The following is a 16,096-nucleotide window of genomic DNA, read 5'->3' as shown; positions in this document are numbered from 1 at the left end:
GAATACCTGCAGGCGAAGGAGGAGCCATGTCGCCCACGCAGATAGTCGTCACCGTCCTCGTCATCCTGGTGGTCGCCGCCATCGCCGCCGCAGTTGTCGTGGCCGGCCGCCGCCGGGCGCTCCGGCAGCGCTTCGGTCCCGAGTACGACCATGTCGTCGCCGAGCAGGACAGCCGCAGCGCCGCCGAGCGTGAGCTCCGGGACCGGGAGCGCCGGCACGCCGAGCTCGAACTGGTCCCGCTCACCCCCGAGTCCCGTGCCCGGTACGCCGAGGCATGGGAGGAGCTCCAGGTACGTTTCATCGATTCCCCCGCCGAAACCGTCGGTCAGGCCGACGAACTGGTCAGCCGGCTGATCGCCGAACGCGGCTACCCCACAGGCGAGTTCGACGACCAGATCGCCCATCTCTCCGTGGACCACGCCCGCACGCTGGGTCACTACCGTGACGCGCACGAGATCCACCTGCGCAACTCCCGGGGCGAGGCCAGCACGGAGGATCTCCGCCAGGCCGTCGTCCACTACCGCGCCCTCTTCAGCGATCTGCTCGGCGAGGAGCCGCCGGTCGCTGCCGGGACGCCCGAACAGCGCCAGCCCGATGCCGCCCATGACGCCACCAACCGCTGAGGAGACCACCATGCGGCAGGAAGAGCAGCAGCTCAACAACGACCACCCGGAGACCGTACGCTCCGCCCCGGTGGCGGTGCCGGACACCGACGACGACCGGGAGACGCACGAGGACCTCGACACCCTCGACGAGCCGACGGACCGGGACCGGTCCGAGGCCGATCGGGGTCGCCCCTGGGACGGGCGGCCCGGCGCCGACGGCGAGCGGGCCGAGTTCAACGAGCCGGGTCCGGTGCCGACCGCCTTCGGCGCGACCACTGTCGGTGGCGCGGTCGCCGCGTCCGCACTGGCCAGCCCACGTCCCGAGGACGAGCGCGACCCGCGCGGGGAGGACACCGCCCGGCCTGGCGACGGCGCGGTCGACGGCGAGCGGGAGGGATGGCGGGCGGACCCGACGGCCGAGTTCGACCGGACCGAAGACCGGGTCGACCGGACCGACGACGAGTTCGACCGGGCCGACGACAAGTTCGACGGCGACCTCGACGACGACAACGACGTCGAGGCTTCGACCGCCGCCGACGGGACGACGGACGACCGCCTGACCGACGACCCCGTCGACGGCGACCGGGCGACCGACGACGTCTCCCGAGTGACGGCGGCGGACGACGACACGGCGGCGGACGGAGCCGGTTACGGCAGCGCCGCCCCGACGATGGTCGACCCCGACACGCAGACCTCCGGTACGGGCACGGACACCTCAGGTGCGGCGGTGCCGGCCGGGGCGGCGACCCTGTTCGACGAGGCGACGGCGCAGGGCTTCCGGGACCGCTGGCGCGACGTCCAACTCCGCTTCGTGGACGACCCCCGGGCGGCGGCCGGTGAGGCGCAGTCGCTGGTGGAGGAGGCCATGGAGGCGCTGGCCGCAGCCCTGGCCGAGCACCAGAACAAGCTCGGTGGCTGGCAGGAGGCCGGCTCCTCGGACACCGAGCAGTTGCGGGTGGCCGTGCGCGAGTACCGGGACTTCCTCGACCGCGTGCTCGGACGCTGACCCGCGGCGACCCGACACCACGACGCCACCCGAAGGCGGGTGCCCCGGATCCGGGGCACCCGCCTTCGGCGTACCTCCACCAGGCATGGCCACCGGCGGGGCGGGTACGCGCAACAGGGCCGGCGAGCGCCGCGGACAGGAGGGCAGCAGCGATGACGGATCGTGATCGGGAACGACCGCTGGAGGAGCGCCCCGAGGCGGCCGCGGCGGTCGACGACGACAGCACCGTGCCTCAGCTGATCACCGGAGGTGGCGCAGACCGGGACAATCCGGCATTCGCCGAACCGGGCGACCAGACCGGCGACGCGCCGACCGAGGACCTCATCGGCGACCCGTACGCGGCGGGAACCGGGGCGACGGGGACCGGCACCGGGGCTGCCGGCGACAACATCCGTACCGGTGCTGAACAGCCCTGGGAGCCGGAGGACCTGGTGATGGCCCGGGGGCAGGACCTCACCGCCGAGAACATCGAGCGGGCCCGGCGCGAACTGGACGACATCGGTCGCGCCGCGATCGAGAAGACGGTGCCCTGATCCGCCCGCGCCACGGTGCGCCCCCGCCGACGCGGCGGTAGCCGGTTGCGGCGTACCGCGCCGTCGTCGCGGGTGACGGCAACCGTGGCGCAGGCGGCACGAGGGGCCCCTGGTCCGACCGGTGCGGTCGGACCAGGGGCCCGGGTGACCTGCCGCCGCAGCGCCTCACCTACTGTCGGCGGCGGGTATGCCTGTGTCCGTCAGGACAGCGGCGGGTAGGCGTTGGCCATCAGCTCGGCGAACTGCGCCGGGAACCAGGCACCCGAGATCGGGGCGTCCGCCAGGGCACCGCTCATGCTGTTGCCGTTGCGGTCGTTACCGGTGTAGGTCGGGTCGCACATCCGGTCGAAGCCCTTGCCGTCGTTGTTCGGGATCTCGCGGCTGGAGCCGTCCGACTCACCCGGGGGCTTGACCCAGACGTACGCGTCGATGCCCGTAGCCGGGGCGGCCTTCGGGCGCTCGCCCATACCGGCACCGGCCTGGTTGCACCAGTTGCCCTTGTGGATACGACGGTCGACCCGGCCACCGTCCACGTAGGTGTTCACGTTGGTCGTCGGACCCGCGGCGGTGGGCCGGTTGGGGCCACCCCAACCGTTACGGGAGGTGTCGATCAGCATGCCGATGCCGCTCGGGAAGCCCTGCCGGACCAGTTCCTGACGGAACGCCTGAGCGAAGCTCTGCTCGTCGTTGTACTGGTTCCAGTCGATCCAGTCCGACTGCCGCACCGTCTGCCCGTTCACCGAGTCGGTGACCTTCGCGTACGGCTCGATCAGCGCCGAGTAGTTGGCGGTGTTGGTGATGAAGCCGTGCACGTGGTTCACGGTGCTGCCGGAGGCCGTCGCGGCCTCCTTCAGGATCTGGGCGGTCGGGGTGAAGTTGCTGTCCCAACCGAGCCAGCCGTGGTGCCCGGCGTCGACGTAGTTGTAGACGTTCGAGAAGGCGCCCAGCTTGGCCAGGGCGTAGCCGACACCCTGCACGTACGCACCGTTGGCCTTGACCGTGTCGCACATCACGGTGCCACCCGGGTTGCCGGAGGTGTTGGTCACCAGGTTCGGCAGCGAGTCGACCTCGATGACGTTGATGATCCGGATGTTGCGGTACTTCGCGTCACCCTGGATCGCCGCGATCGGGTCGATGTACTCGGCCTTGTACTTCGGCAGTTCGTCCGCCTTCAGCTCACCGTTGGAGGCGAGCGCCGCGCAGTCACGGCCGGGAAGGTTGTAGATGACGAACTGGATGTACTGCGCGTTCTGCCGCAGCGCCTCGTCCAGGTGGTCCCGGATCCCCATCGGACCGTTGGACTGGCTGTTGTCGGTACCCTCGATCGCCGCGATCCGGTCGATCCAGACCGCTGTCGACAGGTTCGACACCCGGTTGCCACCGCTTACCGACTCGGCCTTGGCCTTCCACTCCGGGTTCACGTAGCCCCGGGCGTTCAGGTACGGGTTGTCCACCTTGGTGCCGGGCGGCGGCGTGGTGGGCGGCGGGGTCGTCGGCGGCGGCGGCGTGGTCGGCGGCGGCGTCGTGGGCGGCGGCGGCGTGCTCGGCGGCGGCGTCGTCGGCGGCGGCGGCGTGGTCGGCGTCGTGCCGCCGTTGCAGGCCACCCCGTTGACGGTGAACGAGGTGGGCTTGGGGTTGCTGCCGCTCCACGAGCCGTTGAAGCCGATGCTCGCGCTGGCGCCGGTGGCCAGGTTCCCGTTCCACGACTCGTTCTGCGCGGTCACGTTACGGCCCGACTGACTCCAGCGGGCCGACCAGCCCTGCACCAGACGCTGGTTGGCGTCGGGGAACGTGAAGCCGAGCGTCCAGCTGCTGAGCGCGTCGCCGACGTTCCTGATGGTGACGTTGGCGGTGAAGCCGCCCTGCCAGTCATTCGTCGTATAGGTCACGTCGCACTGCGTCGCCGCGTGCGCCGCGGTCACCGGTAGTGTCACCAAACCGCCCGCGACCAGCGCGCTCGCGCCGGCCAGCGCGACGGCCCGGCGTCGGCCGGACAGCCTACTCCACACATTCATGCCACTGATCTCCTTGGGCGAGACCGGATCCGCGTACGGCCCGGCACGTGGCCCGAGGGGCGTCCTGCGCGGACGACCGCCGGTGCCAACGGGATTCTTCGGGAGCGCCCGACCCGGACGGGCGTTGGTGGTGGTGCGACGACCGGTCTCACCGGTCGGCGGTCAGGTGGTCGTCCGGCGAACCGGATGCCCTCGACACCTGCCTACGCGGTGTGGCTCTGCTCACCGCGTGCAGCGATTCTTGCATGGGAGCGCTTCCATGGCAATGGTTCGATATTTTCAAAACCCTACCGGGACAAATACCCCATCGCTACCGCAACCACGAAGCGGGCGGGGCGGATCAGCACGTCCAGCTCCCGCTCAGGCACGCGGACAGGTCGGCACTCCCCGGGCAAGTAGCCCGTCAGAACCCGGCAGACCGAACTAATGGCAGAACACGAATTTTTCCCTGCATAAGTCATGAAACGGTCTAACGTCGGTTCTGGCTCGGTTGTTGCCGGCCGCAGGACAACAGGGATGGAGTGACACAGGTCATGGCTAAGAAGATGCTGGGGAAGGTCGTTGCGGGTGCTGCCCTCGGCAGCGCCTCCCTGCTGGTGTTCGCGCCCGGGGTCGCGTACGCCGACGGCCAACCGGACACGGACGAAGGCAAGGTCTTCGCCAAGCCGCACGCGGTCAAGGCTGGCGAAGAGGTCAAGCTCGTGCAGATCTGCGAGGAGCCGCAGGAGCACCCGTTCGTCTGGTCCAAGGTCACCGGGAAGGTCAAGCTCAAGCCGGCCGAGGACCGCGACTCGCGCGGCGACCACAAGGGTTGGGGCGAGGAGAACGGCGCCACCGAACACGGCGCGGACAGCGAGGGCTGGTCCGGCCACGAGCGTTCGCAGCCGGCCGAGGCCGAATCCGGCAGCGGCTGGGGCGGCGGCGCGGCTGACGTCCGCGACGACTGGAAGGGCGAGGAGCACGGCCAGGACGCAGAAGGTGGCCGCGACTCCAAGGACCACGACAAGAAGGACTGGAAGAGCGAGGACAAGAAGGACTGGAAGGGCCAGGACGAGGCGAGCGAGTGGGCCGACGAGGAGTCCACCGGCGGCTGGTCGGGTCGGCACGAGAACGGCGCGGACTCCGCCGAGCACGACTGGTCCGGCGAAGGCGACTGGTCGGGTGAGTCCGACAAGGGCGACTGGTCGGGTGAGTCCGACAAGGGCCACTGGTCGGGTGGATCCGAGGAGCACTCCGGCGAGAGCGAGTGGTCCGGCAAGCGCGACTGGGCGGCGGACGCGGCCGACGAGCACGGCAAGGACGACAGCTGGGAGCACCAGAAGGACTTCGTCTACTACGGCGAAGCCCGCGTCGCCCGGGACGCCAAGCCCGGCACGTACAAGCTGGAGGGCTCCTGCGGCACGGGCGAACTGGTCGTCCTGCCGCACGGTGGGGTCGACGGCGGTGACGGTGGCATCGCCACCGGTGCCGACCGCGGCCTGGCCACCGCCGGTGCGGGCCTGGTCGGTGCGGCTGCCCTCGGGGGCCTCGTGCTGATGCGTCGTCGTCGCGCCGATGAGTTCGCGGCCTGACGCGACGACGAGACGGGCCGACGGCCGTCACGGTGGACCGTGGCGCGCCGTCGGCGCCGCCGTCGTCGTCCTGCTCGCCATGATGGGCTCCGGGCTCATCGGCGCATCGCTCAAGACCACCGAGACGCCGCGCCCACCGCAGCCGGTGGCGGGGACGACGGCACCCACCCCTGCCGGTCCGTTCAGCGGGGCCGACCTGAGCGGGGCGGAGCGGGTACCGACGGGGCTGCCCCGCGCCGCCCCCACCGGCATCACCATCCCCCGGATCGGAGTCCGCGCCGGCATCATGGCGCTCGGCACCAACCCGGATGGCACCGTCCAGGTGCCCCCGCTCGACCAGGCACTTCTCGCCGGCTGGTACGAGCCCGGACCGAGCCCCGGCGAGCCGGGTAACTCCGTAATCGTCGGGCACGTCGACTCGGCGGCCATCGGGCCCGCCGTCTTCTTCTCCCTCGGGGCCCTGCAACCCGGCGACACCGTCACCGTCGACCGGGCCGACGGCCGAGCGGCGACCTTCCGGGTGGACTCGGTTGCCTCGTACCCGAAGGCCGCGTTTCCCACCGAGTTGGTGTACGGCCCCAGCGACCGGCCGGGGCTACGGGTGGTCACCTGCGGCGGCCAGTTCGACGAGGCGACCGGCGACTACCCTGACAACGTGATCGTCTTCGCCTCCCTCATCCCCTGACGACCCCACCCCGCCGATCATGCAGTTGTGGCACCCGACGAACGCCGCGAATCCACGCGTTCGGGGTGCCACAACTGCATGATCACGCAGGTCGGCGCGGTCAGGTGGCGGCGGAGGTGCGGACCAGGGTGCGGATCTGACGGAGGAGGACCGACAGGGCCGCCAGGTCCGCCCGGGACTCGTCGAACTCCCCCATCGCCCGTTCGGCGCGGTGGATCGAGGTGGCGTTCGACTGCTCCCACTGCTGCACCCGCTCCTGCGGCGGCAGGTCGACCGACGTGGAGTCGAGCACCTCCGCGGTGAGGGCGGCGAGCGCGGCGTACAGGTCGTATCGCAGCGCCATCCGGGCGAGCGTCTGCCACCGGTCCTCGCGCGGCAGCAGCGAGATCTTCGACAGCAGCGAGTCCACCCGGAACCGGTCCGAGAGCACGAAGTAGACCGAGGCGACCTCGCCGACGTCCCGCGCGGTACCGGCGGCGGTCTCCACCACGTCCAGCAGCCCGAAGCTGTACATCAGCCGGGTGCTGCGCTCGGCCAGCTCGCGCGGCACACCACGCTCCGTGAGGGAGTCGATGTGCGCCGCGATCGACTCACGCTCGCTGCCGTAGAAGAGCGTCTCCATCGTGGGCAGGAGCCGGGTGATCCCGTCCCGCAACCGGGTGATCTCCGCCGGCACGTCGATCGGCGAGCGGCGGTTGGTGACCAGCCACCGCACCGCCCGGTCGAGCAGCCGGCGGGTGTCGAGATAGACGCTTGTCTGCAACTCCGGATCGATCCGGTTGTCCAGCGCCTCGACGTCGTCCCACAGTGCACGCAGTCCGAAGACCTCGCGAACCACCACGTACGCCCGGATCACGTCGGCCGCCGTCGCGGCGGTCTCCTCGACCACCCGGAAGACGAACGAGATCCCGCCCCGGTTGATCGCCTCGTTGACCAGCACCGTGGTCACGATGTCGCGGCGCAGCCGGTGCCGGTCCATCCGGTCGGCGAACCGCTCGCGCATCGGCGTCGGGAAGTAGTTGACGAGCACCTCGTCTGTCCACTTCTCGTCGGGCAGCCCGTCGTTGAGGATCTCCTTCTCCAAGGCGATCTTCACGTACGCCAGCAGCACCGCGAATTCCGGCGCGGTCAGCCCGGACTCGGTGCGGACCGCCAGTTCCTCGTCCGGCGGCAGCGCCTCCAGCGACCGGTCCAGGACGCCCGCACGCTCCAGCTCCGTGATCATCCGGCGGTGCACCGGAAGCAGCGAGGTCGCCTGGGCCTGGGAGTTGTTGATCGCCCGGGCCTGGTCGTAGTTGTCCCGCAGCACCAGCTCCGCGACCTCGTCGGTCATCCGGGCGAGCAGCTCGTCCCGCTCGGGGACGGACAGCTCGCCGTCGGCCACCGCGGTGTTCAGCAGGATCTTGATGTTCACCTCGTGGTCGGAGCAGTCCACCCCGGCCGCGTTGTCGATGAAGTCGGTGTACATCCGGCCGCCCGCCTGGGCGTACTCGATCCGACCGTGCTGGGTGAAGCCCAGGTTGCCGCCCTCACCGACCACCCGGCAACGCAGGCTGCGACCATCCACCCGGATCGCGTCGTTCGACTTGTCGCCCACCTGGGCGTTTGTCTCGCTGGACGCCTTGACGTAGGTGCCGATGCCACCGTTCCAGAACAGGTCGACAGGCGCGGTGAGGATGGCCTTCATCAACTCCTGCGGGCTCAGCTGCTCGACGTCGTCGTCGAGCCCGAGCACGGTACGGACCTGCGGTGAGATCGGCACCGACTTCGCGGTACGCGGATAGACCCCGCCACCGGCCGAGATCAGCTCGGCGTCGTACTCCTCCCAGGTGGACCGGGACAGCTCGAACAACCGCTTCCGTTCGGCGTACGAGGTGGCCGGGTCCGGGTCCGGGTCCAGGAAGATGTGCCGGTGGTCGAAGGCGGCCACCAGCCTGATGTGCTCGGAGAGCAGCATGCCGTTACCGAACACGTCACCGGACATGTCGCCGACACCGACAACTGTGAAGTCCTGGCTCTGGGTGTCGTGCCCCAGCTCGCGGAAGTGCCGCTTGACCGACTCCCACGCGCCCCGCGCGGTGATGCCCATCTTCTTGTGGTCGTAGCCGGCCGAACCGCCGGAGGCGAAGGCGTCGCCCAGCCAGAAGTCGTGCGCCGTCGAGATCTCGTTGGCGGTGTCGGAGAACGTCGCGGTGCCCTTGTCCGCCGCCACCACCATGTACGGGTCGTCGCCGTCGTGCCGGACCACGTCCTCCGGTGGCACGATCTCACCGGCCACGATGTTGTCGGTGACATCCAGCAGCGCCGAGACGAACTCCTTGTAGCAGGTCACGGCCTCGTCGCGGTCACCCGGCTGCTGCTTGAGCACGAAGCCGCCCTTCGCGCCCACCGGCACGATCACGGCGTTCTTCACCATCTGCGCCTTGACCAGGCCGAGCACCTCGGTCCGGAAGTCCTCCCGCCGGTCGGACCAGCGCAGGCCACCCCGGGCCACCGGCCCGAACCGCAGGTGCACGCCCTCGAACCGGGGCGAGTACACGAAGACCTCGAACCGGGGCCGGGGCGCGGGCAGTTCCGGTATCGCCTGCGGGTCGAGCTTGAACGCGACGTACGGCTTGGGACGCCCGCCCACCGGCTTCTGATAGAAGCTGGTCCGCAGGGTGGCCTGGATCAGCGAGAGATACGACCGCAGGATCCGGTCCTGGTCGAGGCTGGCCACGTCGTCGAGCGCGGCGCGGATCTCGGCCACCAGCTCGGCACCACGCCGCTCGCGCTGCTCGGCACCGACCGGCCCCGGCTCGAACCGCGCCTCGAAGAGCTGCACCAGCAGCGTGGCCAGGTGCGGGTACGCGATGAACGTGGACTCCATGTAGTCCTGTGAGAACACCGTGCCGGTCTGGCGCAGGTACTTCGCGTACGCCCGCAGCACCACCACCTGACGCCAGGTCAGTCCGGCGCGCAGCACCAGCTCGTTGAAGCGGTCCACCTCGGCTTCGCCCCGCCACGCCGCCGCGAAGGCGTTCTCCACGTGCGGGCGTACCTCGGCCAGCTCCTGGTGCCCCTCCGGCAGCCGTAGCCCGAAGTCGTACAGCCAGATCCGCCCGTCGACCCGTTCCACCTCGTACGGGTGCTCGTCGACGACCCTCACGCCGAGCGAGTGCAGCACCGGCAGCACCGCCGAGAGCATCATCGGCTCGCCGTAGCGGTACACCTTGAACCGCACGTCCATCGACTCGTCGACGTACGTGCCCCGGCCGCCGGCACGCGGCGCCAACTGCTTGCGGAACAGGTGCATCTCCAGTTGGCCGGGCTCCTCCAGCAGCTCCAGCTTGGCCAGGTCCTTCATCGCCTCGTACGGCGTGTGCCCGTCCTTGTAGCCCTCCGGGAACGCGTCGGCGTACCTGCCGAACAGGTGCTTGGCCTGCTCGTCGCCGAGCTTGCGCTCCAGCACCAGCCGGTAGTCGTCGTCCCACAACCGGGTGGCGTCGGCCAACTCCTCGGCCAACAGATCAGCGTCGATGTCGCCGGGCGGGCTCGTCGGGTCGGTACGCACGATGAAGTGCACCCGGGCCAGCATCGACTCCGTCACCCGGGTGGTGTAGTCCACCCCGACACCGTTCAGCTCACGCAGCAGGATGTCCTGCATGCGCAGCCGGTTCTGGGTGGTGAACCGGTCCCGGGGCAGGTAGATCAGACAGGAGATGAACCGCCCGTACGCGTCCCGGCGCAGGAACACCCGCAGCTGCCGGCGACCGGCCATCCGCAGCACCCCGATGACCGCGTGGTACAGGTCGTCGGTCTTGATCTGGAACAGCTCGTCGCGCGGGTACGTCTCCAGGATCTGCATGAGATCCTTGCCGGAGTGGCTGCGCAGGCTCAACCCGGAGCGGTCCAGCACCTCGGCGACCTTGCGTCGGACCACCGGCAGCTCCTGCACGCTGGTCCGGTACGCGGCGGTGGAGAACAGCCCCAGGAAGCGCCGCTCCCCCACCACCTCGCCGTTCTCGTCAAAGATCTTGAAGCCGATGTAGTCGAGGTACGCCGAGCGGTGCACCGTGGCGCGCGAGTTCGCCTTGGTGATGATCAGCAGGCGTTTCTCGGTGACCTTCTCGTGTGCCTCGGGCGTCATCGAGGACAGCGCCCGCGCCTCTGGCGAGTCCTGACGCAGGATGCCCAGCCCGGTGCCGAGCACCGCTTCCAGCGCCGGCCCGCCCCCGGCCGCGTTCGGCACCAGCCGGTACTCCCGGTAGCCGAGGAAGGTGAAGTGGTCGTGCGCCAGCCAACGCAGCAGCTCCACCGAGTCGGTGATGTCCTTCTCCGGCACCGGTGGCCGGTTGTCGCTGGTCCGTGCGGCAGCCAGCTCCTCGGCGAAAGCGAGGGCACGCTGGCGCATCTTCGGCCAGTCCTCGACGGCCTCCCGCACGTCGGTCAGCACCCGCTGCAACTCACGGCGCAGCTTGTCGCGTTCCTCCGGGTCGCGGACCGGGTCGATCTCGATCCGCATCCAGCTCTCGACCAGGTCACCGGAGATCGCGTCGTCCGGCTCCACGTCGGCGGCGACCTCGACCAACCGACCAAGCGGCTCCCGGCGGACCACGACCAGCGGGTGCACCAGCAGGTGAACGTCCAGGTGGTGGGTGTTGAGCAGGGCGGTCACCGAGTCGACAAGGAACGGCATGTCATCGGTGACGATCTCGATGACGCTGTGGTGCTGCTCCGCGTCGGGTGAGTGGATCCGCAGCTTCAACTCACCCGGCACCCGCTGCCGGGCCAGTTCCCGATGCGCGCGGGCGGCGTCGAGCATCTCCTCGGCGGTGAACCCGATCAGTTCCTCGTCCGGCGCGAACCGCCAGAACCGGCCCACCAGGGTCGCCGCGTCATGGTCGTCACCGGCGAGCGACACAGCCTGGGCCACCAGGCGCTCGGCGTTGGGCACCGGCTCGTCGAGTTCGGTGTCGTCCGCGTCGTCGGCCAGCGCCTCCGGCGGCAGTCCCAGATCGTAGAGGGTGTCGATGCTCGAACCGGTCATCCCGGTCGCGCCTGTGTCGAGCCGGTCGAAACCGTCCCCGTCGGTAGCCGTGTCGAAACTGTCGTCCCGGCCGGTGTCAGCCTGCCGGAGGTCGGGTCCCGGTTTGATCGCCGGACGCCGGTCCATCGGTGCCACTCCCCTCGACCCACAGCGCTGTGGGTCACTCTGCCGCCAAGCCTAGGCCGACCGATCGGTTTCACCGTCGGCGGACCACCGGCCGGACGTCCGGATCTCCGACGTCGTCCTTTCACCCGTTGCGGTACGAGGTTGGGCCGGGTTCGGAGTACCCCGCCTGATGTTGTTCATCACACCGTCGCAAGACCGTCTTTTCGCCTGGCCAGCCCCGACCGGGACAGTGGCCCGCGCGTCGGCGTACTAGCGTGCGGAGCAGCCGACCAGGAGGAAGCAGCAGATGTACGTTTCGCGCCGGCACCGTCGCAGCCGGTCACCACTGGCCATCGTCGCCGCCTGCCTGGTCGTCGCGGCCAGCCTGGTCGCCTGCTCCGGCGAGGACGGCCCGCAGCGCACCGTCGACGCCTTCCTGGAGGGCTGGCGCAAGGGCGACCTGAACGCGGTCGGCTTCGTCGACCCGACCGGCGCGAAGATTCCCGCCGGCACCGTCGTCCAGGAGATCCGGGACCTTTCCGGCGAGCTTGTCGATGCTCCGCTCACCCTGACCCGCCAGGGCGATCCCGAGGTGGTCCAGAGCACCGCCACCGCGAGTGTCCGCGCGGAGTGGACGCTGCCCGGCGGGACGACCTGGGCGTACGACCGACCGGTGCGGCTCACCCAGGGCCGCGACGACCAGTGGCAGGTGATCTGGGAGCCGCAGATCGTCCAGGAACAGCTCACCCGGGGCGACCGGCTGGGACTGCGCCGGGAACGGGCGCCCCGGGCCACCGTGCTCGACGGTTCCGGCGAGCCGATCGTGGCCCCGCGCGACGTGGTCCGGGTGGGCCTGCAGCCCAACGAGGTGACAGACGTCGGGGCCATGATCCGCGAGTTGGATGCCGCCTTCCGCGCCATCCGTCCGGCGATCACCCCGCCGGTTGACCTGTCGGACCTGCCCAAACGGCTCAAGGAGGCCAAACCGGACGCGTTCGTCGAGGTGGTCACCCTGCGCGACGAGGCCTACCGGCAGATCAAGTCACGCATCTACCCCCTCTCGGGGACGAAGTTCCCGACCGACACGCTGGAACTCGCCCCCACCCGTGAGTTCGCGAGGGCGGTGCTCGGCAGCGTCGACCCCGCCTACGCCGAGGACCTCGCCAACCATCCCGACCGCTACTCCCCCGGCGACCTCGTCGGTCACGGCGGGTTGCAGGGCCGCTGGGACGAGCGGCTGCGCGGCGTACCGGGACTCACCGTCGTGATCAACCGCGCTGGGCCGGACGGCACGGTGGAGCCGACCGGCACCGAGGTGTTCCGCAGCGAGCCCCAGCCGGGTCAACCGGTGCGCACCACCCTCGACGTGGCCACTCAGAACGCGGCCGACCGGGCGCTGCGCGGGGAGCGCCGGCGGGCCGCCCTGGTGGCCGTACGGATCAGCGACGGTGCCGTGCTCGCCGCGGCCAACGGCCCCGGTGCGGCCGGGGAGAACCTGGCCTTCACCGCGCAGGTGCCACCCGGCTCCACCTTCAAGATGGTGAGCGCGTTCGGGCTGATCGAACGGGGTGCGGTGACTCCCGAGAGCACCGTGGCCTGCCCCAAGACGTTCACGGTGGACGGGCGCTCCTTCAAGAACTCCAACAACTTCGCCCTCGGCGAGGTGCCCTTCCGCACCGATTTCGCCAAGTCGTGCAACACCGCCTTCGCCGCGCTCGCCCCCCAGTTGGGCGCGGACGGGCTCGCCGCCGCCGGACGCACCCTGGGCCTGGAGGGCGCGTGGGGGATCTGGGCCTCGACGCCTTTACCGGCAAGGTGTCGGCGGGCGGTGGCGCCACCGAACAGGCCGCCGCGGCGATCGGCCAGGGTACGACGGTGGTCAGCCCGCTGGCCATGACGGCGGCGACCGCGGCGGTGGCCCGGGGCCAGTTCCTGCCACCGCAGTTGCTTGTGGATCCCGCCCCGGAACGGGCGGCCGAGCCGGGGCCGCAGTTGAAGCCCGAGGCGGTCAAGGCCGTCCAGGACATGATGCGCGACGTGGTCACCAGCGGCTCCGGGACGGCGTTGCGGGACGTGCCGGGCGAGCCGGTGCACGGCAAGACCGGCACCGCCGAGTACGACGACAACCCCGAGAACACCCACGCCTGGTTCGTCGGCTGGCAGGGCGACGTCGCCTTCGCCGTCTTCGTCGAGAAGGGCGGTTCGGGTAGCGGCACCGCGGTACCGATCGCGGAGCGCTTCCTGCGCGCCCTGGCCGACTGACCAGGGCTCCCGGCCGGGCTGTCCCGGCCCCGAGTCGACTCGACGGAGGGTAGGTCAGCTGGCGGTCAGGCGGCCGGCCCACCGGGCGTGGTGGCCGGACGCGTGGCCGCCGTCGGGAGGTCGGCGACACCCGGGCCACCATCGCCCAAGCCATCGCCGACCTCAGCCGACCCGCCGTCGACCGACCCGCCGTCGACCAGGCCGCCATCGGCCACGTCATCGTCGTCGTCGCGGGCCTGACCGTGGTCGCGAGGTGCCGGTGCGATCGGCAGGCCGAACTGATCGATGCTCCGGCGCGGGCCGGGGGTGGGGCTCGGCGTCTCCTCGGGACGAAGTCGGGGTGGCGCGGAGCCGGGAGCGGTCACCGGACGAAGGCCGGACACCACTGTGTTGACGATCTCCGCGGCGTACGCGCCGTCCGGGTCGTAGTCGGGATCGAAGACGGTCAGCTCGACGCCGAGGCAGTGCGGGGTGTCGACCAGACCGGCGAGCAGGATCTCCAACTCGGCGAAGGCGATGCCACCCGGGTCGGGCGCGTCGACCGCCGGCATCACGGCGGGGTCGAGCACGTCCACGTCGACGTGCACCCAGTAGCCGGCGCAGTCGGCGAGCTGCTCGTGCGCCCACTGTGCGGTGCGCGCCGCCCCCTCGGCGCGCAGTGCCGGCACCGGTCTGGTGATGATCCCGGCGGCCTGGAGGTCGAGTCGGTACTCGTCCTGGGCCCGGATGCCCAGCACCACCACGTCGATGTCCCGGAAGTAGGGCCGCCGACCCTCGATGGCCGCCAGGTCGGCCTGGCCCCGGCCGGTGACCAGAGCCAGATCCTCGCCCGCCGCCGCGCCCACGTACGAGGCGTTGCCGGGGTGCCGGAAGTCGGAATGGCCGTCGACGAAGACCAGCCCGATCCGGCCGCCGACCGCCTCCCCCAGCCGGTGCATGGCCAGCGCCGAGCCGAGCAGGATCGAACAGTCACCGCCGAGGACCACGGGGAACTCTCCCCGGTCGATGATCGCGCCGATCCGGTCGGCAAGTGCGGCCGAGTAGTCGGCGATCTCCCGCGCGTGGCAGACGCCGTCGCCGGGCCGCCAGTCACCGGCGTCGTAGCGGGGCGGGGTCAGGCAACCCGCGTCCCGGGCCCGCAACCGGGGCAGCAGGCCCTGGTCGCGTAGCGCACCAGGTGCCTTACCGCAGCCCGGTACCGAGGTGGACGTGGGCGGGCGCAGACCGAGGTTGCTCGGCGCGTCGAGGACGGCGATCCGGCGCATCACGGGCTCCCGTCCTCCGAGGTGAGGGCGGGCCGGCAACACGCCGGCCCGCGCTGGCGTGGCAGGTACTCAGAACAGGGCGCTGGCCAGGGCCCGGCGGGCCGAGGCGACTGCGGGGTCCTCAGGTCCGGCGATGGCGAAGAGGCCGACCAGGTGCTGGCGGGCCTTCTCCCGATCGTCACCGCTGGTGCAGCGGACCAGCCCGACCAGACGCTGGTACGCCTGATCGGCCAGCCCACTGAGCACCTCGATGTCGGCGGCGAGCAGTTGGGCGTCGACATCGTCGGGGTCGGACGCCGCGGCGGTGAGCGCGGCCTGCGGGTCGGTGCCGGCCACCCGGCGGGCGAGCCCCACCTGGGCCAGCCCGGCCTCGGCGGCGGCGTCCGTCGGGGTCTCGGCGAGGATCTTCCGGTACGCCTGCTCGGCGGCGTCCAGGTCACCACTCATCAGCGCGTCGTCCGCCTCGTCGAGCCGGGGGTCCTCCGGCTCGGCCACGCTCACTCCGCCGGCCTTGAGCACGGCCTGGATCCACTGGCGCAGCTGCGGCTCGGGCACCACACCCGAGAAGGCGTCGACGGGTTGCCCGCCGACCACCGCGTACACCATCGGAATGCCCTGGACCCGGAACATCTGCGCGAGCCGCGGGTTGGCGTCCACGTCGACCTTGGCGAGCACCCACGCGCCGCCACCCTCCACCGCCAGCCGTTCCAGCACCGGGGAGAGCTGCTTGCACGGCTGGCACCACTCGGCCCAGAAGTCGACCACGACGGGTGTGGTCAACGAGCGCTCCAGAACCTCCGACTGGAAGGTCGCCTCGGTCACGTCGACGACTGTGACGTCACCGACGGCACCGCCGGGTGCCCCGGCGGGCGGGCCGGCCTGAACCGGGGCCGGTGCGGGACTGGGGGCAGGGGTGCGCAGCGCGCTGAGGTCGACCGCGCCGCGGGTAAAGATCGACGAGGTGATCCGTGGGTCGCTCATGGTTGTCTAGTCTCGCACGCAGTTCGCCGAACTCGGCTC

Annotated in this window: 9 protein-coding genes and 1 pseudogene; 6 read left to right on the top strand and 4 right to left on the bottom strand. The window is 70.8% G+C overall.

Annotation, left to right across the window (positions count from 1 at the left end):
• Positions 1 to 26: 26 nt before the first annotated feature.
• The 3 genes from CLT74_RS27305 (at position 27) to CLT74_RS27295 (ending at position 2,144) form a co-directional block, all read left to right on the top strand.
• Positions 27 to 623: a hypothetical protein gene (locus CLT74_RS27305; RefSeq protein ID WP_099850175.1), complete on the top strand. Its 597-nt coding sequence runs from the start codon at positions 27 to 29 to the stop codon at positions 621 to 623.
• Between the two features lie 10 nt (positions 624 to 633).
• Entirely contained in the window at positions 634 to 1,611 is a 978-nt protein-coding gene (locus tag CLT74_RS27300) for a hypothetical protein (protein WP_099853064.1), read from the top strand.
• Between the two features lie 152 nt (positions 1,612 to 1,763).
• A complete protein-coding gene (locus CLT74_RS27295) occupies positions 1,764 to 2,144 on the top strand; it encodes a hypothetical protein (protein WP_099850172.1) in 381 nt (126 codons plus the stop codon).
• Positions 2,145 to 2,344: 200 nt separating this feature from the next.
• Here CLT74_RS27295 and CLT74_RS27290 read toward each other — a convergent pair whose 3' ends face one another.
• Complete coding sequence (locus CLT74_RS27290; RefSeq protein WP_099850170.1) at positions 2,345 to 4,159, bottom strand: glycoside hydrolase family 6 protein; 1,815 nt, start codon at positions 4,157 to 4,159, stop codon at positions 2,345 to 2,347.
• 533 nt (positions 4,160 to 4,692) lie between these two features.
• On the opposite strand from CLT74_RS27290, the gene CLT74_RS27285 reads away from it, so the two are divergent.
• Positions 4,693 to 5,730, top strand: coding sequence for a hypothetical protein (locus tag CLT74_RS27285; protein ID WP_099853059.1), 1,038 nt, complete (start codon positions 4,693 to 4,695; stop codon positions 5,728 to 5,730).
• A complete protein-coding gene (locus tag CLT74_RS27280) occupies positions 5,714 to 6,415 on the top strand; it encodes a class F sortase (protein WP_099850168.1) in 702 nt (233 codons plus the stop codon). Before CLT74_RS27285 ends, CLT74_RS27280 begins: the two co-directional genes overlap by 17 nt.
• Before the next feature lie 100 nt (positions 6,416 to 6,515).
• Here the strand turns inward: CLT74_RS27280 and CLT74_RS27275 are convergent, their stop codons facing one another.
• Entirely contained in the window at positions 6,516 to 11,570 is a 5,055-nt protein-coding gene (locus CLT74_RS27275) for an NAD-glutamate dehydrogenase (RefSeq protein ID WP_099850166.1), read from the bottom strand.
• A 286-nt stretch (positions 11,571 to 11,856) separates the two neighbouring features.
• On the opposite strand from CLT74_RS27275, the pseudogene CLT74_RS27270 reads away from it, so the two are divergent.
• Positions 11,857 to 13,811 (top strand): annotated as a pseudogene (locus CLT74_RS27270) (penicillin-binding transpeptidase domain-containing protein).
• Between the two features lie 65 nt (positions 13,812 to 13,876).
• On the opposite strand, the gene CLT74_RS27265 reads toward CLT74_RS27270, so the two are convergent.
• Complete coding sequence (locus tag CLT74_RS27265) at positions 13,877 to 15,079, bottom strand: arginase family protein (RefSeq protein WP_486582597.1); 1,203 nt, start codon at positions 15,077 to 15,079, stop codon at positions 13,877 to 13,879.
• A 66-nt stretch (positions 15,080 to 15,145) separates the two neighbouring features.
• On the bottom strand, positions 15,146 to 16,057 hold the full coding sequence (locus tag CLT74_RS27260; protein WP_099850164.1) for a tetratricopeptide repeat protein: 912 nt from the start codon (positions 16,055 to 16,057) through the stop codon (positions 15,146 to 15,148).
• Between the last annotated feature and the right edge of the window lie 39 nt (positions 16,058 to 16,096).

This window comes from Verrucosispora sp. CNZ293, assembly GCF_002754655.1.
This window is presented reverse-complemented; position numbering and strand designations above follow the sequence as displayed.